At 73.8% G+C, this 24,593-nt stretch carries 21 protein-coding genes; 20 read left to right on the top strand and 1 reads right to left on the bottom strand.

Going from position 1 to position 24,593, the window contains the following annotated elements; translation table 11 throughout:
- Window positions 1-47 precede the first annotated feature (47 nt).
- From OG946_RS28135 to ftsY, 3 genes are all read left to right on the top strand, one after another.
- Window positions 48-248: a hypothetical protein gene (locus OG946_RS28135; RefSeq protein WP_047018321.1), complete on the top strand. Its 201-nt coding sequence runs from the start codon at window positions 48-50 to the stop codon at window positions 246-248.
- 244 nt (window positions 249-492) lie between these two features.
- Window positions 493-4,065, top strand: a complete 3,573-nt coding sequence (gene smc, locus OG946_RS28140) for a chromosome segregation protein SMC (protein ID WP_326798773.1) — start codon at window positions 493-495, stop codon at window positions 4,063-4,065.
- Window positions 4,066-4,147: 82 nt separating this feature from the next.
- Window positions 4,148-5,362, top strand: coding sequence for a signal recognition particle-docking protein FtsY (gene ftsY, locus OG946_RS28145; protein WP_326798774.1), 1,215 nt, complete (start codon window positions 4,148-4,150; stop codon window positions 5,360-5,362).
- A gap of 98 nt (window positions 5,363-5,460) precedes the next feature.
- Here the strand turns inward: ftsY and OG946_RS28150 are convergent, their stop codons facing one another.
- Window positions 5,461-6,150: a bifunctional DNA primase/polymerase gene (locus tag OG946_RS28150; RefSeq protein WP_326798775.1), complete on the bottom strand. Its 690-nt coding sequence runs from the start codon at window positions 6,148-6,150 to the stop codon at window positions 5,461-5,463.
- A gap of 403 nt (window positions 6,151-6,553) precedes the next feature.
- On the opposite strand from OG946_RS28150, the gene nsdA reads away from it, so the two are divergent.
- The 17 genes from nsdA to OG946_RS28235 all read left to right on the top strand — a co-directional run bounded on the left by nsdA (window position 6,554) and on the right by OG946_RS28235 (window position 24,492).
- Window positions 6,554-8,062, top strand: coding sequence for a transcriptional repressor NsdA (nsdA, locus tag OG946_RS28155; protein ID WP_326798776.1), 1,509 nt, complete (start codon window positions 6,554-6,556; stop codon window positions 8,060-8,062).
- A 254-nt stretch (window positions 8,063-8,316) separates the two neighbouring features.
- Window positions 8,317-9,648: an ammonium transporter gene (locus tag OG946_RS28160; protein ID WP_326798777.1), complete on the top strand. Its 1,332-nt coding sequence runs from the start codon at window positions 8,317-8,319 to the stop codon at window positions 9,646-9,648.
- Window positions 9,645-9,983, top strand: a complete 339-nt coding sequence (locus OG946_RS28165) for a P-II family nitrogen regulator (protein ID WP_027771544.1) — start codon at window positions 9,645-9,647, stop codon at window positions 9,981-9,983. The genes OG946_RS28160 and OG946_RS28165 overlap by 4 nt, the downstream gene beginning before the upstream one ends.
- A gap of 301 nt (window positions 9,984-10,284) precedes the next feature.
- Window positions 10,285-13,017, top strand: a complete 2,733-nt coding sequence (locus OG946_RS28170) for a [protein-PII] uridylyltransferase (RefSeq protein ID WP_326798778.1) — start codon at window positions 10,285-10,287, stop codon at window positions 13,015-13,017.
- Between the two features lie 100 nt (window positions 13,018-13,117).
- On the top strand, window positions 13,118-14,659 hold the full coding sequence (gene ffh, locus OG946_RS28175; RefSeq protein WP_326798779.1) for a signal recognition particle protein: 1,542 nt from the start codon (window positions 13,118-13,120) through the stop codon (window positions 14,657-14,659).
- Window positions 14,660-14,736: 77 nt separating this feature from the next.
- Window positions 14,737-16,164 (top strand): proline--tRNA ligase, encoded by a 1,428-nt coding sequence (gene proS, locus OG946_RS28180; protein ID WP_326798780.1) that lies wholly within the window; start codon window positions 14,737-14,739, stop codon window positions 16,162-16,164.
- A 241-nt stretch (window positions 16,165-16,405) separates the two neighbouring features.
- Window positions 16,406-16,996 (top strand): hypothetical protein, encoded by a 591-nt coding sequence (locus OG946_RS28185; RefSeq protein ID WP_047018329.1) that lies wholly within the window; start codon window positions 16,406-16,408, stop codon window positions 16,994-16,996.
- Between the two features lie 352 nt (window positions 16,997-17,348).
- On the top strand, window positions 17,349-17,843 hold the full coding sequence (rpsP, locus tag OG946_RS28190; protein WP_326798781.1) for a 30S ribosomal protein S16: 495 nt from the start codon (window positions 17,349-17,351) through the stop codon (window positions 17,841-17,843).
- Between the two features lie 2 nt (window positions 17,844-17,845).
- Window positions 17,846-18,085: an RNA-binding protein gene (locus OG946_RS28195; RefSeq protein WP_027771538.1), complete on the top strand. Its 240-nt coding sequence runs from the start codon at window positions 17,846-17,848 to the stop codon at window positions 18,083-18,085.
- 166 nt (window positions 18,086-18,251) lie between these two features.
- On the top strand, window positions 18,252-18,821 hold the full coding sequence (rimM, locus tag OG946_RS28200) for a ribosome maturation factor RimM (RefSeq protein ID WP_326798782.1): 570 nt from the start codon (window positions 18,252-18,254) through the stop codon (window positions 18,819-18,821).
- Window positions 18,818-19,627 (top strand): tRNA (guanosine(37)-N1)-methyltransferase TrmD, encoded by an 810-nt coding sequence (gene trmD / locus OG946_RS28205; RefSeq protein WP_326798783.1) that lies wholly within the window; start codon window positions 18,818-18,820, stop codon window positions 19,625-19,627. Before rimM ends, trmD begins: the two co-directional genes overlap by 4 nt.
- Before the next feature lie 135 nt (window positions 19,628-19,762).
- Complete coding sequence (rplS, locus tag OG946_RS28210) at window positions 19,763-20,110, top strand: 50S ribosomal protein L19 (RefSeq protein WP_326798784.1); 348 nt, start codon at window positions 19,763-19,765, stop codon at window positions 20,108-20,110.
- Window positions 20,111-20,156: 46 nt separating this feature from the next.
- A complete protein-coding gene (gene lepB / locus OG946_RS28215; protein WP_326798785.1) occupies window positions 20,157-20,879 on the top strand; it encodes a signal peptidase I in 723 nt (240 codons plus the stop codon).
- A 94-nt stretch (window positions 20,880-20,973) separates the two neighbouring features.
- A complete protein-coding gene (gene lepB, locus OG946_RS28220; RefSeq protein WP_442814506.1) occupies window positions 20,974-22,323 on the top strand; it encodes a signal peptidase I in 1,350 nt (449 codons plus the stop codon).
- Window positions 22,320-23,180 carry a signal peptidase I gene (gene lepB / locus OG946_RS28225; RefSeq protein WP_442814508.1) on the top strand — a complete coding sequence of 287 codons (861 nt, stop codon included), beginning with the start codon at window positions 22,320-22,322 and terminating at the stop codon, window positions 23,178-23,180. Before lepB (OG946_RS28220) ends, lepB (OG946_RS28225) begins: the two co-directional genes overlap by 4 nt.
- A gap of 239 nt (window positions 23,181-23,419) precedes the next feature.
- The gene (lepB, locus tag OG946_RS28230; RefSeq protein WP_326798787.1) at window positions 23,420-24,178 is read left to right on the top strand and encodes a signal peptidase I; all 759 of its coding nucleotides are present in this window, start codon (window positions 23,420-23,422) and stop codon (window positions 24,176-24,178) included.
- On the top strand, window positions 24,175-24,492 hold the full coding sequence (locus OG946_RS28235; protein WP_101421213.1) for a DUF2469 domain-containing protein: 318 nt from the start codon (window positions 24,175-24,177) through the stop codon (window positions 24,490-24,492). The genes lepB (OG946_RS28230) and OG946_RS28235 overlap by 4 nt, the downstream gene beginning before the upstream one ends.
- The last annotated feature ends 101 nt before the right edge of the window (window positions 24,493-24,593 follow it).

Here is a 24,593-nt window from a genome sequence, read left to right on the forward strand (position 1 = left end):
CGACCCACACCGCTCGGTCGGTCACTCAGTGTGGAGGACCTGCAATCATGGCAAAGGCGCTTCTCGGTTACGTCGGCGGTACAGACCCGCGACTCCTCGCCGAGATGCGACGGCTGCAGCAGCGTGTCCAGGACCTGGAGTCGGAGCTCGTCCGCGTCCAGGCCGAGAACGACATGCTCGCCGCCGCCGCTGCTCACAACAGCGAGTCACTGCTCGACGTACCCCAGGCGGAGCCTGCGCTTACCTGACAATCATGCGAGAACCGTCAGGTCTGCACCTCAACCGCTTGAGATAACTGTCAAGGGACGCTTAACGGCGTCCCTTCGTCGTTTCTCCGTCTTCTTACGGATCCCCCGGCAGGGAACCCGCCCCGGAGCCGGCGCCCCGGGGGGTGATGCTCCGTCATTGATGTGCCCCGGCGGTTACCCAGTGAAACCGGCTTGCGCGATAGAGTCTCCGGCACATGTTTCGTCGCCGGAGGAGAGCTCGCCAGTGCACTTGAAGGGCCTCACGCTCCGGGGGTTCAAATCCTTCGCCTCCGCCACCACCCTCCGCTTCGGGCCGGGGATCACCTGTGTCGTCGGCCCGAACGGCTCGGGAAAGTCCAACGTGGTGGATGCGCTGTCCTGGGTGATGGGGGAGCAGGGGGCGAAGTCCCTCAGGGGCGGCAAGATGGAGGACGTCATCTTCGCCGGGACCACCGGCCGGCCGCCCCTCGGCCGCGCCGAGGTCTCGCTGACGATCGACAACTCCGACGGCGCGCTGCCCATCGACTACTCCGAAGTGACCATCACCCGGACGATGTTCCGCAGCGGCGGCAGCGAATACCAGCTCAACGGCGACACCTGCCGCCTTCTCGACATCCAGGAACTGCTGTCGGACTCCGGTATCGGCCGCGAGATGCACGTCATCGTCGGCCAGGGCCAGCTCGACTCCGTCCTGCACGCCGACCCCTCGGGCCGCCGCGCCTTCATCGAGGAGGCCGCCGGCGTCCTCAAGCACCGCAAGCGCAAGGAGAAGGCGCTGCGCAAGCTGGACGCGATGCAGGCCAACCTCGCCCGCGTCCAGGACCTCAGCGACGAACTGCGCCGCCAGCTCAAGCCGCTGGGCCGGCAGGCCGCCGTCGCCCGCAGGGCCGCCGTCATCCAGGCCGACCTGCGCGACGCCCGGCTCCGGCTGCTCGCCGACGACCTGGTCACCCTGCGCGCGGCCCTCTCCGCCGAGATCGCCGACGAAGCGGCGCTGAAGGAACGCAAGGAAGCCACCGAGGCCGAGCTGACCGCCGCCCGCGCGCGCGAATCGGCCCTGGAGGAGCAGGTACGGGCCCTCACCCCGCGGCTCACCGAGGCGCAGGGCGCCTGGCACGAACTCGGCCAGCTCGCCGAGCGGGTCCGCGGCACCGTCAGCCTCGCCGACGCCCGCGCCAAGCACGCCACCGCCGCCCCCGAGGAGGAGCGCCGCGGCCGTGACCCGGAGGACCTGGAGCGCGAGGCGCAGCGCATCCGCCAGCAGGAGGCCGAGCTCGAAGCCGCCCTGGAGGCCGCCGAGCGGGCGCTGGAGGACACCGTCGCCCACCGCGCCGAGCTGGAGCGCGCACTCGCAGCGGAGGAGCGGCGGCTGAAGGACGCCGCCCGCGCCGTCGCCGACCGCCGCGAACGGCTCGCCCGGCTCAGCGGCAAGGTCACCGCCGCCCGTGGCCGCGCCGCCTCCGCGCAGGCCGAGATCGACCGGCTGGCCACCGCGCGCGACGAGGCGGCGGAGCGCGCCGCGGCCGCGCAGGAGGCGTACGAGACGCTGAAGGCCGAGGTCGACGGGCTGGCCGGGGACGACAGCGAACTGGCCGCCGAGCAGGAGGCGGCGAAGAGCGCGCTCAAGGCCGCCGAGGCCGAGCTGACCGCCGCCCGCGACGAGACCGCCGAGGCCGAGCGTACCCGCGCCGCCACCACCGCCCGCCGCGATGCGCTCGCCCTGGGCCTGCGCCGCAAGGACGGCACCGGCACCCTGCTCCAGGCCCGCGACAAGCTGACCGGCGTGCTCGGCCCGGCCGCAGAACTGCTCACCGTCGCCCCCGGGTACGAGGTCGCCGTCGCCGCCGCGCTCGGCGCCGCCGCCGACGCCCTCGCCGTCTCGGGACCCGCCGCCGCGGCCGACGCGCTGCGGCTGCTGCGCAAGCACGACGCCGGGCGCGCCGCGCTGCTCCTCGGCGACGCCCCGTACGAGCCGCAGCCCGACGGCGAACTCCCGCCCGGCGCCCGCCACCTCGCCGCCCTGGTCGCGGGCCCCGACCAACTGCTGCCCGCCGTCCGCCGGCTGCTGGCCCGTGCCGTGTACGTCGCCACGCTGGAGGACGCGGAGGACCTCGTCTCCGTCCGGCCCGAGCTGACCGCCGTCACCGCGGAAGGCGACGTCTTCGGCGGCCACTTCGCCCACGGCGGCTCCGCCGGCGCCCCCAGCCTGCTGGAGGTGCAGGCGTCCGTCGACGAGGCGGCGGCCGAGCTGACCGAGCTGGACGCCCGCTGTCTGCGGCTCCGCGACCGGCAGGAGGCCGCCGTCGCCCGGCGCGCCGAGTGCGCCGCGCTCGTCGAGGAGCTGGGCGGCCGGCGCAGCGCGGCGGACCGGGAGAAGTCCCGCGTCGCCGGCGAACTGGGCCGGCTCGCCGGGCAGGCCCGCGCCGCCGCAGGCGAGGCCGAGCGCAGCGCTGCCGCGGCGGCCCGCGCCGAAGAGGCCCTGGCCCGCGCGGGAGCGGAGGCGGAGGAGCTGGCGGCGCAGTTGGAGACCGCCGAGGAGGAGGCAGGCGCCGCCGAGGACGGCGATGACGGCTCCGACACCTCCGTACGCGACCGGCTCGCCGCCGACGGCGCCAACGCCCGGCAGACCGAGATGGAGGCCAGGCTCCAGGTCCGTACCCACGAGGAGCGCGTCAAGGGCCTCGCGGGCCGCGCCGACGGGCTCGACCGCGCCGCCCGCGCCGAGCGCGAGGCCCGCACCCGGGCCGAGCGCCGTCGCGCCCGGCTGCGGCACGAGGCGGCCGTCGCCACCGCGGTCGCCGCCGGCGCCCGGCAGCTCCTCGCGCACGTCGAGGTCTCCCTCGCCCGCGCCGAGGAGGAGCGCGCCGCCGCCGAGCGGGCCCGCGCGGAGCGCGAGCAGGAGCTGGGCCGGCAGCGCCGGCTCTCCCGCGAGCTGGCTGGCGAGCTGGACAAGCTGACGGACTCCGTCCACCGCGGCGAGGTGCTGGGCGCCGAGAAGCGGCTGCGCATCGAGCAGTTGGAGGGCCGGGCGCTGGAGGAGCTGGGCGTCGAGCCCACCGACCTGGTGGCGGAGTACGGGCCCGACCAGCTCGTACCGCCGTCGCTGCCCGCCGAGGGCGAGGAGCTGCCCGAGGACCCGGAGCACCCGCGCAACCGGCCGCGGCCGTACGTGCGCGCCGAGCAGGAGAAGCGGCTGAAGGCCGCGGAGCGCGCGTACACCAAGCTCGGCAAGGTCAACCCGCTGGCGCTGGAGGAGTTCGCGGCGCTGGAGGAGCGGCACAAGTTCCTCACCGAGCAGCTCGACGACCTCAAACGCACCCGCGCCGACCTGCTCCAGGTGGTCAAGGAGGTCGACGAGCGCGTCGAGCAGGTCTTCACCGACGCCTTCCACGACACCGCCCGCGAGTTCGAGGGCGTCTTCTCCCGCCTCTTCCCCGGCGGCGAGGGCCGGCTGATCCTCACCGACCCGGACGACATGCTGAACACCGGCGTCGAGGTGGAGGCGCGGCCGCCGGGCAAGAAGGTCAAGCGGCTGTCGCTGCTGTCCGGCGGCGAGCGCTCGCTGACCGCGGTGGCGATGCTGGTGGCGATCTTCATGGCCAGGCCGAGCCCGTTCTACGTGATGGACGAGGTCGAGGCCGCCCTGGACGACACCAACCTGCAGCGGCTGGTGCGGCTGATGCAGGAGCTGCAGCGCACCTCGCAGCTCATCGTGATCACGCACCAGAAGCGCACGATGGAGGTCGCCGACGTCCTCTACGGCGTCTCGATGCAGGGCGACGGCGTCTCCAAGGTGATCAGCCAGCGGCTCAACTGAGCCGTCCGCCAGTGCGCCCCGGGGGACGGAAGTGGGCGGGGTGCCGCGAACACCTCCCGGGCGGGCGATACTGGTGGGCGTTATGGACATCATCCTCATCGTCATCGCCATTGCCGTCGTCGCAGTCCTCGTCGCGGGCGGCCTGGTCGTCGGCTCCCGCCGCCGGAAGCAGGTACCCCCGCCGCCGCCGTCGCCCGGCGCCAGGACCCCCGCCGAGCCGCAGGTCGGCGAGGAGGCGGGGGAGCCCGGCGACGAGCAGCGCAGGATCATCGAGGAGGTGGACCTGCCGGGCGAGGCCGCCGCCACCGGCACCATCGTCGCCGAGCCGCCGGCGCCCGCGCCGGAGCTGGAGGTCCCCGCGCCGTCGGCGGGCCGCCTCGTCCGGCTGCGCGCCCGGCTGGCCCGCTCGCAGAACTCCCTCGGCAAGGGCCTCCTCGGCCTCCTCTCCCGCGAACACCTCGACGAGGACACCTGGGAGGAGATCGAGGACACGCTGCTCACCGCCGACGTCGGCGTGCAGCCCACGCAGGAGCTGGTGGAGCGGCTGCGCGAGCGCGTCAGGGTCCTCGGTACGCGCACGCCCGAGGAGCTGCGCGCGCTGCTGCGCGAGGAGCTGCTGGCGCTCGTGGGCACCGAGGCTGACCGGTCCCTGAACACCGCCGAGTCCGTCGGCCCCGAGGGCGGCGAGGTGCCGGGCGTCGTGCTGGTCGTCGGCGTGAACGGCACCGGCAAGACCACGACCACCGGCAAGCTCGCCCGGGTGCTGGTCGCCGACGGCAAGTCCGTGGTGCTGGGCGCCGCGGACACCTTCCGGGCCGCCGCCGCGGACCAGCTCCAGACGTGGGGCGAGCGGGTCGGCGCCCGTACCGTACGCGGACCGGAGGGCGGCGATCCGGCGTCCGTCGCGTACGACGCGGTGAAGGAGGCCATCGACGAGGGCGCCGACGTGGCGCTCATCGACACCGCGGGGCGGCTGCACACCAAGACCGGGCTCATGGACGAGCTGGGCAAGGTCAAGCGGGTGGTGGAGAAGCACGGGCCGGTCGGCGAGGTGCTGCTCGTGCTGGACGCCACGACCGGGCAGAACGGGCTGGTGCAGGCGCGGGTCTTCGCGGAGGTCGTGGACATCACCGGGCTGGTGCTGACGAAGCTGGACGGCACGGCCAAGGGCGGCATCGTGATCGCCGTGCAGCGGGAGCTGGGCGTGCCGGTCAAGCTGGTGGGGCTGGGCGAGGGCGCGGACGACCTGGCGCCGTTCGAGCCCGAGGCGTTCGTGGATGCGCTGATCGGCGACTGAGCCGCCTGACCGGCGCCGGCCGGCCGGGTCGGCCCGCCGACCGGGGCGGCTGGTCGGACCGTACGCCACCGGTGTCCGCCCGTGCGCGAGCGCCGGTGTCAGCCCGTGCGCAGCCAGGCGCTCTGCGCGTACGCCAGTGTGCCCAGCAGCAGCCGGGCCGGCGGCGGGCCGCCCGCCGTGTCCAGCGTCGGCGGGCGCAGCCAGCGCACCGGGCCGAGGCCGTGCGGATCGCAGGGCGGGGCGAGCAGATGGTCGCCGCGGCCGAGGCAGCGCAGGTCGAGCCGCGCGCCGTCCCAGCCCATCCGGTACAGCAGCCGGGGCAGCTCGGCGGCGGCGCCGGGGGCGACGAAGAAGTGCGCCCGCCCGTCCGGGGTCGCGCAGACCGGGCCGAGCGGCAGCCCCAGGCGCTCCAGCCGGGGCAGCGCCCGCCGCCCGGCGACGGCGCTGACCTCCAGGGCGTCGAACGACAGGCCCGCCGGCAGCAGCACCGCGGCCCCCGGCGTACCCGCCCAGGCGTCCGTCACCTCGTCCAGCGGGGTGCCCGCGGGGACGGGGCGGGCGTCCGGCAGCGGGTGCTCGCCGGGGGCGGGGCAGGAGGCGCCCCGCGCGCACGAGCAGACGCGCCCGCCGCCGGCGCCGCGCACCAGCGGCGCGCCGGGCAGCACGTCCCAGCCCCACAGCCCGGTGTACTCCGCCACCGCCGTCGCCGTATGCCCGGCGGACGTACGGGCGCGCCGGACGGATCCGATGTCGCGTCGGCCGCGGATGCCGCCGATCGGGAAACCCATGCCCCCTCCAACTGCTCGCCGGTGCGGTCGGTCACTCCGCACGCCTCACTCACAGCAGTTTGCTGGTAACACTGTGTTGTCGGGGAGGTGTATCCGGGGTGTGATGGCGCGCCAGGGGGTAGCGTGGCCCGCGGCGCGCGCCCTGCCGGGCGTCACCTCGAACGCTGCGGTGCCGTCCCTCGTCAAGTCAACCGCGTGTCAGCGGCGCCGTGTTCACTCGTAGGGGTGGCGAATGGTGGCGTTTCCGCGATCGCGCTCGCGAAACGGTGATCGTAGGATTACTTTCGGTGCCAGCGGCGGCGGCATGCGACAGGTGGATATGCCAACGGCAGGAATTCCCACCGGGCTTCGGGGGCTTCGGTTCCGGGGATAATCCGGGGCGTACCACGACGGCCGAGGCGGGATGGGGGCGTTGGAGTTGGACGGCACGGGCGGCAGCCGGACCGGTGCCACCGGCGCGGGCAAGGGCCCCAACAAGGAACTCAGTTCCTGGTTCCTGCGCAGCGGGTGGTCCAAGGGCGAGCTGGCCAGGCAGGTCAACCGCCGGGCCCGCCAGCTCGGCGCCCACCACATCAGCACCGACACCTCCCGCGTCCGCCGCTGGCTCGACGGCGAGCAGCCGCGCGAGCCGATCCCGCGGATCCTCTCCGACCTGTTCTCGGAGCGCTTCGGCTGCGTCGTCGGCGTCGACCAGCTCGGACTGCACGCCGCCCGCCCCCGCCCCGCCGTCTCCGGCATCGACCTGCCGTGGAACGCCGCGGAAACCGTCGAGCACGTCAGCGAGTTCTCGCGCAGCGACCTCATGCTCGCCCGCCGCGGCTTCCTCGGCCCCTCGCTGAACGTCGCCGCGGGCCCCGTCCTCGTCGAGCCCATGCAGCGCTGGCTGGCGCAGCCCCCCGGGCCCGGCGGTCCCCCGGCCCCCGCGCCGGCCGCCGCCTCCGCCGGCGCCCCTTCCTGCGCCCTCTCCGGGCCCGAGCTGGCGCTGCTGGAGACCACCACCGCCAAGTTCCGCCAGTGGGACGCCCAGTGCGGCGGCGGGCTGCGCCGCAAGGCCGTCGTCGGGCAGTTGCACGAGATCACCGACCTGTTGCAGGAGCCCCATCCGCCCGCGGTCGCCGAGCGGCTGTTCCGTATCACCGCCGAACTCTCCCAGCTCGCCGGCTGGATGAGCTACGACGTGGGCCTCCAGCCCACCGCCCAGAAGTACTTCGTCCTCGCCCTGCACGCCGCCAGGGAGGCCGGCGACCGGCCGCTCGGCGCGTACGTGCTGTCCAGCATGGCCCGCCAGATGATCCACCTCGGCCGCGCCGACGACGCCCTGGAGCTGATCCACCTCGCCCAGTACGGCAGCCGCGACAGCGCCACGTTCCGTACCCAGTCGATGCTGTATGCGATGGAGGCGCGCGCGTACGCCAACCTGGGCCGCCCGGACCGCTGCCACCGGGCCGTCCGCATGGCCGAGGACTGCTTCGACGAGATCGACCCCGGCGGCTCCGAGCCCGACTGGATCCGCTTCTTCTCCGAGGCCGAACTCAACAGCGAGAACGCCCACTCCTACCGCGACCTCGCCTACGTCGCGGGCCGCAGCCCCACCTACGCCGCCCTCGCCCGGCCCGTCATGGCGCGCGCCGTCGAGCTGTTCGCCGGCGATGCCGAGCGGCGCCGCTCGTACGCGCTGAACCTCGTCGGCCTCGCCACCGTCCACCTGCTGGAGGAGGATCCCCGGCAGTGCGCCCTGTGCGCGGGCGAGGCGCTGACCGTCGCCCGCCAGGTGCGCTCCGAGCGGGTCAACACCCGGCTGCGCAAGACCGTCGACACTGCCGTGCGCCGGTACGGCGCCGTGGGCGAGGTCGCCGACCTCGCCGACCGGCTCGCCCGCGAACTGCCCGAGGCCGTGGAAGCCGCCGGCTGACTCGAACCCGCGGCTCCCCCGGCACCCGGCGGCCTGGCCCGTCCCCCGGACGGGCCGCCCCCGTGGTGCGTGCGAGAGTAACCCCGCCCGCCCGCGCCCGCGGGAAGTTCATCGCCCCGTAACACCTCCGTGGCCTTCGTCACGCCCCCGAAACACCGGGGGGCGGTGGCGGAAACCCCGCTGCGCCAGCCTCGTGCGCATTCCGGCCCGCACCACTTCTGCCCGCACGGGCCGCACGAGGAGGAGACGCGACGTTGAATGGCGCCGATACCGCATTCGTACTGATCAGCGCGGCGCTGGTCATGTTGATGACGCCCGGTCTTGCCTTCTTCTACGGGGGCATGGTGCGGGTCAAAAGCACCCTGAACATGCTGATGATGAGCTTCATCTCGCTCGGGATCGTCAGCATTCTGTGGGTGCTCTACGGCTACAGCCTCACCTTCGGCGACGACATCGGCGGCGGCGTCCTCGGTGACCTCGACCACGCAGGCATGGCCGGGATCACCCCCGAGACGCTGACGGGAGGCGACGAGGGCATCCCGGTGCTGGCGTTCGCCGCCTTCCAGCTGATGTTCGCCATCATCACCCCTGCACTCATCAGCGGCGCCCTCGCGGACCGGGTGAAGTTCACCGCCTGGGCGCTGTTCGTCGCCCTGTGGGTCACGATCGTCTACTTCCCCGTCGCGCACTGGGTCTGGGGCCCGGACGGCTTCATCGGCCTGAACGGCGACATCAAGGCCATCGACTTCGCCGGCGGCACCGCCGTGCACATCAACGCCGGCGTCGCGGCGCTGGCCGCCGTGCTCGTCGTAGGAAAGCGCATCGGCTTCAAGAAGGACCCGATGCGGCCGCACAACCTGCCCTTCGTGCTGCTGGGCGCCGCGCTGCTGTGGTTCGGCTGGTTCGGCTTCAACGCCGGCTCCGAGCTGGCCGCCGACGGCGTCGCCGCGACGATGCTCCTCAACACCCAGGTCGCCACCGGCGCCGCAGTCGTCGGCTGGCTCATCTACGAGAAGTGGCGGCACGGCTCGGTCACGATGCTCGGCGCCGCGTCCGGCGCCATCGCGGGCCTGGTGGCGATCACCCCGTCCGGCGCCTCCGTGAACGCCGTGGGCGCGCTGGCGGTGGGGATCATCGCCGGGGTCGTCTGCGCCTGGGCCGTGGGCCTGAAGTACAAGCTGGGCTACGACGACTCGCTCGACGTCGTCGGCGTCCACCTGGTCGGCGGGATCGTCGGCACGCTCGCGATCGGCTTCTTCGCCATCGACGACATCGGCCTGTTCTACGGCGGCGGTCTTGAGCAGCTCGGCCGGCAGGCGGCGGGCGCGGGCGTGGTGCTCGTGTACACGTTCGCCGTCACCTGGCTGCTTGCCAAGGGCATCGACCGGCTGGTGGGCTTCCGGGTCGGCGAGGACGAGGAACTCGCGGGCGTGGACCGGTCGCAGCACGCGGAGAGCGCGTACGACTTCAGCGGCGTGGGCTCGGCGGCGGTGGCCGCGGCGCCGGGGGCGTCCGTGGGCGGTCAGGCGTCGGGCACGGACAGGGCGACGGCGGCCGCGGCCGCGGACAAGAGGGTGGATGCGTGAAGCTCATCACGGCAGTGATCAAGCCGCACCGGCTGGACGAGGTGAAGGAGGCCCTGCAGGCCTTCGGCGTGCAGGGGCTGACGGTCACGGAGGCCAGCGGCTACGGCAGGCAGCGCGGCCACACCGAGGTGTACCGGGGCGCGGAGTACACGGTGGACCTCGTGCCGAAGGTGCGTATCGAGGTGCTGGTGGAGGACGACGACGCCGAGCAGTTGGTGGAGGTCGTGGTGAAGGCGGCACGGACGGGCAAGATCGGCGACGGCAAGGTGTGGAGCGTGCCGGTGGACACGGCGGTACGGGTCCGCACCGGCGAGCGCGGCCCCGACGCGCTCTGACCTGGCGGTCGGCGACCCCCGCCCACGGCAGGGTCCGCAACGGTGCGGGCCGGCCGTGGGCGGACCAACTGGCGGGAGTACGTGGGTGACGGAGACCGGACGGCAGCAGCCGGGGGGATACACGGGCGGGGAGCCGGGAGACAGGGCCCCGAGTGCCGGGAGACCTTCGCGGGGGACGGCACCGGGCGACGGCGGCCTGGGGGCCGCCCCGGCCGGGCCCGCCCCGGAAGCGCCCGGGGAGCGGGCGCACTCCGGTGGCGCACCTGCGTCCGCGGCCGGAGGCGGCCCGCCGGCCGGCGAGATGGATCCGCAACCGGCTCGGGGCACCGCGCACTCCGTACCCGTATCCGCCGACCCCGACGCCCCGCTGGCCGAGGAGGCGTACGCCGCGGTCCGCGTGCGGCTGCTCGACGCCGAGGGCGGCGCGCCGCGGCGGGCCGCGCTGGCGCGGGCCACCGACCGGTGGCTCGCCGGCCTGCTCCACGGGGCGGCCGGAGGCGCCGTACCCGGTGCCGGATCCGGCGGCCGCGGCGACGTCCGCGGCACCCCCGACGACAGCTCGCCCCGCGCCCCCGGTGACGTCCGCGGTGCCGGCGGGCTCCGCGGTGTCGCCCTCGCCGCCGTCGGGGGCTACGGGCGCGGGGAGTTGTCACCCCGCAGTGATCTCGATCTGCTCCTCCTCCACGACGGCTCCCTCCGGCCCGCCGGACTCGCCGCCCTCGCCGACCGGCTCTGGTACCCCGTCTGGGACATGGGCCTGGCCCTCGACCACTCCGTACGCACCCCCGCGGAAGCGCTCAAGACCGCCGCCGACGACCTCAAGGTCACCCTCGGCCTGCTCGACGCCCGCCACGTCGCCGGCGACGCCGCGCTCACCTCCGGGCTGCGCACCGCCGTCTTCGCCGACTGGCGCAACCGCGCCGCCCGCCGCCTCCCCGAGCTGCGCGAGCTGGGCCGGGAGCGGGCCGAGCGCCACGGGGAGCTGCAGTTCCTGCTGGAGCCCGACCTCAAGGAGGCCCGCGGCGGCCTCCGCGACGCCACCGCCCTGCGCGCCGTCGCCGCCTCCTGGCTCGCCGACGCCCCCCGCGAAGGACTGGACCGCGCCCGCGCGCGGCTCCTCGACACCCGCGACGCGCTGCACCTGACCACCGGCCGCGCCACCGACCGGCTCGCGCTCCAGGAGCAGGACCAGGTCGCCGAAGCCCTCGGCCTGCTCGACGCCGACACCCTGCTGCGCGAGGTCTACGAGGCCGCCCGCACCCTCGCGTACGCCACCGACGTCACCTGGCGCGAGGTCGACCGCGTCCTGCGCGCCCGCGGCGGGCGGCGCGGCGCCGCCCGGCTGCGGAACCTCATCGGCTCCGGCCAGCGCGGCCCCGCAGAGCGCACCCCCCTCGCCGACGGCGTCGTCGAGCAGGACGGCGAGGTCGTCCTCGCCCGTACCGCCCGCCCCGCCCGCGACCCCGTGCTGCCGCTGCGCGCCGCTGCCGCCGCCGCGCAGGCGGGGCTGCCGCTGTCGCTGCACGCCGTCCGGCTGCTGGCCGCGCAGGCGCCGCCGCTGCCCGTGCCGTGGCCGGACGAGGCGCGCGAGCAACTGGTGACGCTGCTCGGCGCCGGTGAGGCCACGGTGCAGGTGTGGGAGAGCCTGGAGGCGGAGGGGTTCCTCACCCGGCTGCTGCCCGACTGGGAGCGGGTACGCTGCCGCCCCCAGCGCAACGCCGTGCACCGCTGGACCGTCGACCGCCACCTCGTGGAGACCGCGGTACGGGCCGCGGCGCTCACCCGCCGCGTCGGCCGCCCCGACCTGCTGCTGGTCGCCGCGCTGCTGCACGACATCGGCAAGGGCTGGCCGGACGGCCCCGGCGGGCACAGCGTCACCGGCGAGACCATCGCCCGCGACATGGCCCGGCGCATCGGCTTCCCGCCCGCCGACGTCGCCGTCGTGGCCGCGCTCGTACGCCACCATCTGCTGCTCGTCGAGACCGCCACCCGCCGCGACCTGGACGACCCCGCGACCGTACGCCTCGTGGCCGACGCGGTCGGCGGGCGCGGCACGCTGGAACTGCTGCACGCGCTCACCGAGGCCGACGCGCTGGCCACGGGACCCGCGGCGTGGAGTGCCTGGCGCGCCTCACTCGTCGCCGACCTGGCGGGGCGGGTCGACGCCGCGCTTGCGGGCGAGCCCGCCGGGGCGGCCGAGGAGCGGGCCGAGCGGGCGCCGGGGGCGGCGGAGGAGCGGCTCGCGGTGGAGGCGTGGCGTACCCGCGCACCGGCGCTGACGCTGCGCGCCAGGACCGAGGAGCCGCCGCCCGCGGAGGCGGAGCCGGAAGGCGCGGCGGGTACGGAGCGGGGTGGCGCCCTGCCGCTGGGCGTGGAGCTGCTGGTGGCCCTCCCCGACCGCCCCGACGCCCTGGCCGCGCTCGCGGGCGTACTGGCGCTGCACCGGCTGACCGTACGCACCGCGGAGCTGCGCCCCCTGCGGCTGCCCCCGGGGGTGGCGGGCGACCTGGAGCCCGCGCCGGAACCGGACCGGACCAGGACCCCCGCCGGCACGGGGTCCGGGCCCGCGGCCGGTCGCGGCACCCCCGACGACCCCGATGCCCCGCACGTCCTCCTCCTCAACTGGCGCGTCGCGTCCGAGTTCGGCTCCCTCCCCGCCGCCGACCGCCTCCGCGCCGACCTCCTGCGCGTCCTCGACGGCACCCTCGACGTGCCCGCCCGCCTCGCCGAGCGGGAGAAGGCGTACCGCCCGCGCCGCCGCGGCACCCCCGGCCCGCCGCCCCGCGTGACCGTCGCCCCCGGCAGCTCCCAGCACGCGACCGTCATCGAGGTCCGCGCCCAGGACGCCCCCGGCCTGCTGCACCGCATCGGCCGCGCGCTGGAGGCGGCCGGGGTGCGGGTGCGCGGCGCGTACGTCAGCACCCTCGGTGCCAACGCCGTCGACGCCTTCTACGTCACCGACCCCGCCGGCCGCCCCCTCGCCGACCGCGCCGCCGACGAGCTGGCCGGAAGGCTCCAGGCGGCGCTGGTCTGATCCGGTCCGCCGCGCACCGCCGGTCCGCGCGCGCCGCCGGGCGGATACCCTGGAGAGCCGACACCCGCCTGACCACCCGAGCCAAGGAATCGCGAACGCCGTGTTCGATACGCTCTCCGACCGCCTAGCAGCGACCTTCAAGACCCTCCGGGGGAAAGGCCGGCTGTCCGAGGCGGACATCGACGCCACCGCGCGGGAGATCCGCGTCGCCCTCCTGGAGGCGGATGTCGCGCTGCCCGTCGTACGGTCCTTCATCAAGCAGGTCAAGGAGCGCGCGCTCGGCGCGGAGGTCTCCCAGGCGCTCAACCCCGCCCAGCAGGTCATCAAGATCGTCAACGAGGAGCTCGTCGGCATCCTCGGCGGCGAGACCCGCCGGCTGCGGTTCGCCAAGACCCCGCCGACCGTGATCATGCTCGCGGGCCTCCAGGGCGCGGGCAAGACGACCCTCGCGGGCAAGCTCGGCAAGTGGCTGGCGGGCCAGGGGCACACGCCCCTGCTCGTCGCCGCCGACCTCCAGCGCCCCAACGCCGTCAACCAGTTGCAGGTCGTCGGCGAGCGCGCGTCGGTCGCCGTCTTCGCCCCCGAGCCGGGCAACGGCGTCGGCGACCCGGTGCGGGTCGCCAAGGACTCGATCACCCACGCCCGCGACAAGCAGTACGACGTGGTGGTCGTCGACACCGCCGGCCGCCTCGGCGTCGACGCCGAGATGATGCAGCAGGCCGCCGACATCCGGGACGCGGTCGGCCCCGACGAGATCCTCTTCGTCGTCGACGCGATGATCGGCCAGGACGCCGTCAGCACGGCCGAGTCGTTCCGCGACGGCGTCGGCTTCGACGGCGTGGTGCTCTCCAAGCTCGACGGCGACGCCCGCGGCGGCGCCGCGCTGTCGATCGCGCAGGTCACCGGCAAGCAGATCATGTTCGCCTCCAACGGCGAGAAGCTGGACGACTTCGACGCGTTCCACCCGGACCGCATGGCGTCCCGCATCCTCGGCATGGGCGACATGCTGTCGCTGATCGAGAAGGCGGAGCAGACCTTCAGCCAGCAAGAGGCCGAGAAGTTGGCGGCCAAGCTGGCGAAGGGGCCGAAGGAGTTCACGCTCGACGACTTCCTGGCGCAGATGGAGCAGGTCCGCAAGATGGGCTCCATCTCCAAGCTGCTCGGCATGATGCCGGGCATGGGCCAGATGAAGGAGCAGATCAACAACCTCGACGAGCGGGACGTGGACCGTACCGCGGCGATCATCAAGTCGATGACGCCGGGGGAGCGCCACGACCCGATGATCATCAACGGCTCCCGCAGGGCCCGGATCGCGCGCGGCTCCGGCGTCGAGGTCAGCGCCGTGAAGAACCTGGTGGAGCGGTTCTTCGAGGCCCGCAAGATGATGTCGAAGATGGCCCAGGGCGGCGGCATGCCGGGGATGCCGGGCATGCCCGGGATGCCGGGCGCGGCCGGCGGCAAGCGCAAGGGCAAGCAGCAGAAGAAGGCCAAGGGGCGCCAGCGCAGCGGCAATCCGATGAAGCGCAAGGCCGACGAGCAGGCCGCGGCCGAGCGCCGGGCCGCATCGGGCAGCCCGTTCGGCGGCGGGGAACAGCCGCCGCAGGACTTCGAGCTGCCGGAGGAGTTCAAGAAGCTGCTGTGACGGCGGCGGCCGGCGGGCCGGCGGCGTCCTCGTAAACGAGTACCTGCGGCCCGCGGTCGGCCCCTACGATCTCCGCCATGGCAAAGGCACCCGTACTCACGCCCCAGGCGGACGACTTCCCGCGCTGGTACCAGGACGTCGTCACCAAGGCCGAACTGGCCGACAACGGCCCGGTGCGCGGCACGATGGTCATCCGACCGTACGGGTACGGGCTGTGGGAGCGTACGCAGCGGGAGATGGACGACCGGATCAAGGCCGCGGGCGCGCAGAACGCGTACTTCCCGCTCTTCATCCCGGAGTCCTACCTGGCCAGGGAGGCCGACCACGTCGAGGGCTTCGCGCCCGAACTGGCCGTCGTCACCCACGGCGGCGGCAAGGTGCTGGAGGAGCCGGTCGTCGTCCGGCCCACCTCCGAGACGATCGTCAACGACTACTTCGCCAAGTGGGTGCAGAGCTACCGCGACCTGCCGCTGCTCATCAACCAGTGGGCCAACGTGGTGCGCTGGGAGCTGCGGCCGCGGATGTTCCTGCGGACGACGGAGTTCCTGTGGCAGGAGGGGCACACCGCGCACGCCACGTACGAGGAGGCGCGGGAGTACGCGGCCCGTATCCAGCGCGACGTGTACGCCGACTTCATGGTGAACGTGCTCGCGATCGACGTGCTCCCGGGCCGCAAGACCGCCGCCGAGCGGTTCGCCGGCGCCCTCAACACCCTGACGCTGGAAGCGATGATGCGCGATGGCAAAGCGCTGCAGATGGGCACCAGTCACGAGCTGGGCCAGAACTTCGCGAAGGCGTTCGGCACGCAATACCTGACCGCGGACGGCACCCGCGAGCACGTGTGGCAGACCTCCTGGGGCTCCACGACCCGCATGGTCGGCGGCATGATCATGGTGCACGGCGACGACGACGGGCTGCGCGTCCCGCCGCGGCTGGCGTCCGTGCAGGCCGTGGTGCTGGCCGTGAAGGGCGACGAGGCGGTGCTCGCCAAGGTGCGCGAGGCCGGCGACCGGCTGGCCGCCGCCGGGGTACGGGTCCGGGTCGACGACCGCGTCGACGTCCCCTTCGGGCGGCGGGCCGTGGACTGGGAGCTGAAGGGGGTGCCCGTACGGGTCGAGATCGGCCCGCGCGACCTGGCCGCCGGCACGGCGACGCTCGTCCGGCGCGTACCCGGCACCAAGGAGCCGGTGGCGCTCGACGCGCTGCTGGACGACCGGGCCGGGATGCTGCCGAAGATTCTCGAAGACGATCAGGAACGGTTGCTGGCCGAGTCACGTCGAATGCGTGAGGAACGGACGGCGGACGTACGGACGGTCGCGGAGGCGGCCGAGGCGGCGGAGGCCGGCGGCTGGGCCCGTATCCCGTGGGCGGACCTCGGTCCCGCGGGCGAGGCCAGGCTGGCGGAGCAGGCCGTGTCGGTGCGCTGCCTGATCGCGGCGGACGGGTCGGTGCCGGGAGCGGACGACGAGCCCGGTACGCTCGCCGTCGTCGCCCGGGCGTACTGATCGTCCGGAGCGGCGGCTTCCGGCGGGGACGCGGCGGGGACGCACGGTGCGAAGGGCGCATGACGGTGCACAAGCGGTCACGTACGGCTTTGTTGTGACCCGATCATTTAAGCGGCAGACCTCCACAGATCACCACAGGCGCCCCGTCCCAACCGCATCATCGCGAACTGACGGGTAGATGCAAATTATTTGGGATGCCGGGAATCGGAACACCGAAGGGCCCTCGCTCGTTACTCCCGACGTGAGCACGACACCACTTGTACTTGCCGCGGAGCTGGCAGCCGCGTGGGCCGAGATTCAGCGGCACCACCCGGAGTTGCCGGACCTCGCCGCGCCGGAATCACTGATCGGGGAGTCCTCGTCCGCCTGCGGGGCGGAGCTGTCCTTCGAGCGACTCCTGCATGAAGCCGTTCACGGCATTGCCGCGGCCCGCGGGGTGCGGGACACCTCCCGGGCCGGCCGCTACCACAACAGACGCTTCCTTGCCATCGCCGAGGAGCTGGGCCTCGACCACCCCGACGAGCCGCACCCCAGCAGCGGGTTCTCCCTGGTCACCCTCACACCGGCCGCCAAGAAGCGCTATCGTGCGGCCGGCGAGCGCCTACGCAAGGCGCTGCGGGCTCATGACGCGGCCACCGCCGCCGACAGCCCGCGCAGCTTCCGCGGTCCCGCGGCCCGGCACGGGTCGTCCGGCGGCGGAGTGAGAGTGAAGGCCGTGTGCGACTGCGGGCGGAACGTCCGCGTCGTGCCGTCGGTCCTGGCCCAGGCCCCGATCGTCTGCGGCGGCTGCGGCAAGCCGTTCCGCATCCCGGAGCCCGCCGCCGCGGCCTGACCCCCGCCGCCGGACTCCCGACCCCCCGATCCCGCCCGGGCGCCGGCCGACCGCCGGACCGCCGGCCGGATCGCGGAGGCGGCCGCCTGAAGCCCGCGTGAGCCGCCCCATACGGGTACGTCGCCCAGCCGCCCGACCGGCACGCCCTTGCGGGCACCGGCGGGCGGTACGAGGCGTGCGACCGCGCGGGCAGGGGCGTCGGCGCCGTGTGGCACAATGGTGAGCTGAACTCGACAGCCGCACAGGACCCCTCTCTCCTCCGGCTGGCGCGTCCATCGGGCGCCAGGGCACTGCAACCCCACGCAGCACCTCGGCCGGCCCAATCACGTCAACTCCAGGAGACACCACTCCCGTGGCAGTCAAGATCAAGCTGAAGCGCCTGGGCAAGATCCGGTCGCCGCACTACCGCATCGTCGTCGCCGACTCGCGCACCCGCCGTGACGGCCGGGCCATCGAGGAGATCGGGCTGTACCACCCGGTCCAGAATCCCTCGCGCATCGAGGTCGACTCCGAGCGGGCGCAGTACTGGCTGGGTGTCGGCGCGCAGCCGACCGAGCCCGTGCTCGCCATCCTCAAGGTCACCGGCGACTGGCAGAAGTTCAAGGGCCTGCCGGCGCCCGAGCCGATGAAGGTCCCCGAGCCGAAGGCCGACAAGCGCGCCCTCTTCGAGGCCGCCGCCAAGGACGCCGCCGACGAGCCCAAGGGCGACGCGGTGACCCCCAAGGCGAAGAAGGCCGACAAGGCTGAGAAGGCCGAGAAGAGCGAGAAGTCCGACAAGGCCGAGAAGGCCGAGAAGAAGGCCGACGCCGAGCCCGGCGAGGCCCCGGCCGAGGCCGCCGGGGCCTGACGATGCTCGAAGAAGCCCTTGAGCACCTGGTGAAGGGCATCGTCGACAACCCCGACGAGGTCGAGGTCAGTTCGCGCAACCTGCGCCGCGGGCGGGTGCTGGAGGTCCGGGTGCACCCCGAGGACCTCGGCAAGGTCATCGGCCGCAACGGCCGTACGGCCCGCTCGCTGCGCACCGTCGTCGGCGCGCTCGGTGGCCGCGGCATCCGCGTCGACCTCGTCGACGTGGACCAGGTCCGCTGACCGACCGTCGCGCGGACGGACGGAGCAGTCGTCACCGGCACGGGCCGGGGAGGCCGGCAGGCGCCCCGGCCCGTCGCCGTACGCGGGCGGCGGTCCGCCCCGTACGCCCGCGAGGGCCCGGCGCGCACCCGGTGACGGCCGACGACGTACGGAGAGGAAGGCACCCGTGCAACTCGTAGTCGCGCGGATCGGCCGCGCCCACGGGATCAAGGGCGAGGTCACCGTCGAGGTACGCACCGACGAGCCCGAGCGGCGGCTCGCCCCCGGCGCCGTCCTCACCACAGACCCGGCCTCCGCAGGCCCGCTGACCATCGCCACCGGGCGGGTGCACAGCGGCCGGCTGCTGCTGCGCTTCGAGGGCGTCGCCGACCGCACCGCCGCCGAGGCGCTGCGCAACACCCTCCTCGTCGCCGACGTCGACCCCGAGGCGACCCCGGAGGACCCCGAGGAGTTCTACGACCACCAGCTCGCCGACCTCGACGTCGTCCTGCGCGACGGCACTCCCGTGGGGCGCGTCGCGGAGGTCGCGCACCTGCCGTACCAGGACCTGCTGGTCGTCGCCCGCCCGGACGGGGGCGAGGCGCTGATCCCGTTCGTCAGCGAGATCGTGCCCGAGATCGACCTCGACGCGCAGCGCGTCGTCGTGGAGCCGCCGCCGGGGCTGCTGGACCTGGCCGTCAGCGGCGACCGGGACGGTGCGCCGGAAGGCGGGCGCGGGGGAGAGGGCCCGGCGTGAGGATCGACGTCGTCTCGATCTTCCCCGCCTATCTGGAGCCGCTGCGGCTCTCGCTCCTCGGCAAGGCCATCGAGCGCGGCGTGCTCGACGTCCGCGTCCACGACCTGCGGGAGTGGGCGTTCGACCGGCACAACACCGTCGACGACACCCCCTACGGCGGCGGCCCCGGCATGGTCATGAAGCCCCAGCCGTGGGGCGCGGCCCTCGACGCCGTCGCCGGCTCCGGGTCCGGCGACCCCGTGCTCGTCGTCCCCACTCCCAGCGGCCGGCCCTTCACCCAGGAGCTGGCCGTGGAACTGGCCGCCGAGCCCTGGCTGGTCTTCGCCCCCGCCCGCTACGAGGGCATCGACCGCCGCGTGATCGAGGAGTACGCCGGCCGCTACCGGCTGCACGAGGTGTCCATCGGCGACTACGTCCTCGCCGGCGGCGAGGCCCCCGTCCTCGTCATCGCCGAAGCCGTCGTACGCCTCCTGCCGGGCGTCCTCGGCAACGCCGCCTCCCACCAGGACGACTCCTTCGCCCCCGGCGCCATGGCCGACCTCCTCGAAGGCCCCGCCTACACCAAGCCCCCCGAGTGGCGCGGCAGGACCGTACCCGACATTCTGCTCAGCGGCGACCACGGCCGCATCGCCCGCTGGCGCCGCGACCAGGCGCTGCGCCGCACCGCCGAGGTCCGCCCCGACCTGATCGCGCGGGCCGTGCCCGGTGCGTACGACAAGCACGACAGGGCGCTGCTCGCCGAACTCGGCTGGGCCGAGGGGCCCGACGGACGATTTTGGCGTACGGGCGCCGACGTGGAAGAATAGGCGGCTGCTGCCTGCCGTCCGACGCGGCGCCCCTGCCACAGGGGGACACGACGCCCGTACGACGCTGCAGCATCCTCTGTCCCACTTCGGACTCTTGTCGATGACCTGTGGCATCGGCGAAGAAAGCAGACGGTCATGAGCCTTCTCGAAAGCGTCGACGCAGCCTCCCTGCGCGACGACATCCCGCCCTTCCGGCCCGGTGACACGGTCAACGTGCACGTGCGCGTCATCGAGGGCAACCGCTCCCGTGTCCAGCAGTTCAAGGGTGTCGTCATCCGCCGGCAGGGCGCCGGGGTCCGCGAGTCCTTCACGGTCCGCAAGGTCAGCTTCGGCGTCGGCGTCGAGCGCACCTTCCCCGTGCACACCCCGGTCGTCGAGAAGATCGAGCTGGTGACCCGCGGCCAGGTCCGCCGCGCCAAGCTGTACTACCTGCGCGACCTCCGCGGCAAGGCCGCGAAGATCAAGGAGAAGCGCGAGAGCTGACGCGGCCGGTCCACGCGGGCGAACGGCCATATTAGGCTTCGCTGCGATGGACACTGAGCCGCGGCCCGAGGAGCGCGACGACTCCTCCTCCCCGGAGTCCGGGCGGGAGGGGTCCTCGCGCTCCTCTTTTGTCCGTCTGCTGCGCTGGGCCGTCGCGCTCGCGGCCACCTTCACCGTCCTCGGGCTGCTCGTCAGCGCCTTCGTCGTGCAGCCGTTCCTGGTGCCGAGCAGTTCCATGGAGCCGGTTCTCCAGCCCGGCGACCGGGTATTGGTCAACAAGCTCGCTTACGCGTTCGGGGACGAACCGAAGCGCGGGGACGTTGTCGTCTTCGACGGCTCCGGGACCTTCGCCGCCGCCGGTGACGGCGGGGGTGCGGTGCCGGGCCTGCTGCGCAAGGCCGGCGCGGCCGCCGGGCTTGCGGAGCCCGAAGGCACCGACTACGTCAAGCGCGTCATCGGTGTCGGCGGTGACCGCGTGATCTGCTGCGACGCACGGGGGAGGGTGAAGGTGAACGGAAAGCCGCTCGACGAGCGGGAGTACCTGTATCCGGGCGACGCCCCGTCGCTGGTCGAGTTCGACGTCATCGTGCCGCCCGGCCGGCTGTGGGTCATGGGCGACCACCGCAGCGACTCCCGCGACTCCCGCGACCACCTCGGGTCGCCGGGCGGCGGCACGATCTCGGTGGACAAGGTGATCGGCAGGGCGGACTGGCGGGGGTGGCCGCCGGACCGGGCCGGCTCGCTGGGGCGGCCGGGATATGGGGGGTAGCCACGCGCGTCACGCGGGCGGCGGCGGTCAGGAGGGCCGCCGCGGCGCGGGGGGCGGGCCGGGGCGCCGTGATCCGCACGGGGGCAGCGGCGGCGTGCCGGGCGGCGGTGGCGGGTACGGGGGCGGGGATCCGTACGGACGCGGGGGCGCCGGGGATCCGTACGGCCCGGTCGGCAGCGGCCCGTACGGCGCGGGCGGCGGGCACCGCGAGGGCCCGTACGGACGGGACGGCGGGCAGGACGACGGCACGTACGGCTCGGGCGGCGACGATCCGTACGAGCCGGAAGGCGACCGGGGGCCGGGCGGCGCGCCCGGGCACGGTGGCGAGCCGGGGCCGCGCCTCGGCGGGCGGGCGGAGCGCCGCAAGGCGGCCAAGCGGGCGCGGCGGCGCAGAACCCGTTCGCGGATAAAGGAGATCCCGCTCATCATCGGCGCGGCCATGCTGATCGCGCTGGGCGTCAAGACCTTCCTGCTGCAGGCGTTCGTCATCCCCTCCGGATCCATGGAGCAGACGATCCGGATCGGCGACCGGGTCGTCGTGGACAAGCTCACGCCCTGGTTCGGCGCGAAGCCGGAGCGCGGCGACATCGTCGTCTTCAAGGACCCCGGCGGCTGGCTCAGCAACCGGGAGGAGGACCGGCTCGACGACCCGGTGGGCGTCGCGCAGGCCAAGGACGTGCTGACGTTCATCGGGCTGCTGCCCTCGGAGCACGAACAGGACCTGATCAAGCGGGTCGTGGCGGTCGGCGGCGACCGCGTGGTCTGCTGCGACGACGGCGGGCGGGTCACGGTCAACGGCACCGCGCTGGTGGAGTCGTACCTGCACCCCGGGGACAAGCCGTCGCAACGGACCTTCGACGTCACCGTGCCGGACGGCCGGATCTTCGTCATGGGCGACCACCGCTCCAACTCCGCCGACTCGCGTTACCACCTGGACGGTCCGTACCAGGGGACGATCGCGGAAGAGGACGTCGTGGGCAGGGCCATGGCCATCGCCTGGCCGCTCGGCCACTGGGACAAATTCGACTCACCGGACACCTATGCCTCGGTTCCGGAGTCGGACGCGCAGGCGAATAAGGTGTCCTCGAAAGAAGTGGGCCGAATGGAGCCCCTCCCGACTCCTGCGGAACTCTCGCTCGTTATGGGAGTGGTGGGCCTGCACCTGACCAGGGGCAGGCAGCGGCAAGGTGAGGAGTGGATGTGGGGGACGTGGCAGTCAGCGCCCGGTCCGGTCACGAGGATCCAGAAGACCGGCCCGGTCAGGGGCGCGCGCAGCAGCCGGCTGCCGGCCCTCCTGGCGGCCCTCCGGAGCAGGCGGCAGACGGCCCGGCGGACACCTCCCCGGACGGCGCCCCCCGACCCTCACTCGGCAAGGGCGGCGTCCCGCAGGACGCCGCGCCCGGCGCTCCCGGCGGCCCTGCGGCGACGGAAGCGGGAGCGATGAGCGACGGCGGGGACGGCAGCGGCGGCAGCGGCAGCGGGGGGGACGACGCGGACGGCGACCGCGCGGCCGCCGCGGGCGGGAAGAAGCAGCGTTCCTTCTGGAAGGAACTGCCGATCCTCATCCTCGTCGCGCTCGTGCTCGCGCTGATCATCAAGACCTTCCTGGTCCAGGCGTTCTCCATCCCCTCCAACTCCATGCAGAACACGCTGCAGGTCGGCGACCGCGTGCTGGTGGACAAGCTCACGCCGTGGTTCGGCGCCGAGCCGGAGCGCGGCGAGGTCGTCGTCTTCCACGACCCGGGCGGCTGGCTGAACGAGGCGCCGTCGTCGGACTCCGGGCCCGTACTCGAGGGTATCCAGAAGGGGCTGAGCTTCATCGGCCTCATGCCCTCGGCGGAGGAGCAGGACCTCATCAAGCGCGTCATCGCGGTCGGCGGCGACACCGTGGAGTGCAAGGGCGTCGGCCCGGTGAAGGTCAACGGCAAGGCGCTGGACGAGACTTCGTACATCTTCCCCGGCGACACCCCCTGCGAGGACAACGACTTCGGTCCTGTGAAGGTGCCGGAGGGCAAGCTGTGGGTGATGGGCGACCACCGGCAGGACTCGCTGGACTCCCGCTACCACGAGAAGTCGCCGGACAAGGGCTTCGTCGACGAGGACCTGGTCGTCGGGCGGGCCATCGCGCGGGCCTGGCCGATCGACCGCTGGGGCACGCTGCCGGTGCCGGGCACCTTCGACCAGCCGGGGCTGAACGCCGCCGCGGGGGCCGCGCCGGCGGCGCTGGGGCTGGTCGGGGCGGTGCCGCTGGTGCTGTGGCGGCGGCGCCGGCTGATCCGCAAGGCGGACCTGAACGACTGAGGCGGGCCGGGGGCCGGGCCGGATCCTGGCCCTGCCTGCTTGGTCAGGGTGCGCGGGAGTACGGGGCCGTCCGGGTGATGTGATCGCCGGGGCAGCGGTGGCTTCCGAGGCGTACGCGACCTGCCTGGCCTGCGGTTTTACGGTCCCGGGCCGGTGCCGTGGCGGGACCGGGCGTCGCTGATCACGGTGGTTCACTGGGCGGGCGGACTGCCTGCCGGACCTCTGGGTAGTGTGCGGCCATGAGCAGCAGCGGAGCCGGTCGCAGGGGGAACATCCTGTCGGGCCTGGCCGTGGCGGTCGGGTGCGTGCTGTTCCTCGGCGGCTTCGCCTGGGGCGCCGCGGTGTACGTGCCGTACACGGTGCCCACGTCCTCCATGGCGCCCACCGTCGCCTCCGGCGACCGGGTGCTGGCCGAGCGGATCTCGGGCGACGAGGTGCGCCGCGGCGACGTCGTGGTCTTCGAGGACGCGGCGTGGGGGGACCTGCCGATGGTCAAGCGGGTCGTCGCGGTCGGCGGGGACACGGTCCGCTGCTGCGACGCGCAGGGGCGGCTGACGGTCGACGAGGTGCCGGTCGCGGAGCCGTACGTCACGGAGAGTCAGCGCGCGGCTCAGGAGAGCTTCCCCGCGACCACCGTGCCGGAGGGAATGATCTTCCTGCTCGGCGACCACCGCGGCGACTCCGTCGACTCCCGCAGCCATCTGGCCGAATCGGGCGGCGGAGCCATACCCCGCGACGCCGTCAGGAGCCGGGTCGACGCGACGGCGTGGCCGCTGGGCGGCGCGGGCATGCTGGAGCGCCCGGACGGCTTCGCGGCCCTGCCCGGCGGGATCTCCGAGCCCGGGCCGCTGCGTCCGCTGCTGCTCGCGGTGATCGCCGGGGCGGCGCTGATCCTGAGCGGTGCCGCCTACGGGCCGGTTTCCGGCTATGCCCGGGCTCGTCGCGCCCGGGGGACGCACAATGGGGTCACGCACAGGCGGAAGGGGAACGAGCCATGAGCGCCGAGGACCTCGAGAAGTACGAGACCGAGATGGAGCTGAAGCTCTACCGGGAGTACCGCGACGTCGTCGGTCTGTTCAAATACGTGATCGAGACCGAGCGGCGTTTCTACCTCACCAACGACTACGAGATGCAGGTCCACTCGGTCCAGGGCGAGGTGTTCTTCGAGGTGTCGATGGCGGACGCCTGGGTCTGGGACATGTACCGGCCGGCCCGCTTCGTCAAGCAGGTGCGGGTGCTCACGTTCAAGGATGTGAACATCGAGGAGCTGAGCAAGTCCGACCTGGAGATGCCCTCCGACGACCTCGGCTGAGTTCCCCTCCTCCGTCACCCTCATGGGTGAGGGAGTTATCCACAACCCGCCGGTTATCCACCAAGATCAACAACTTTTCCCGCGGCACGACACAGTCGGAC

The sequence above is a fragment of the Streptomyces sp. NBC_01808 genome, from assembly GCF_035917395.1.
In the GTDB taxonomy this organism is placed as follows: domain Bacteria; phylum Actinomycetota; class Actinomycetes; order Streptomycetales; family Streptomycetaceae; genus Streptomyces.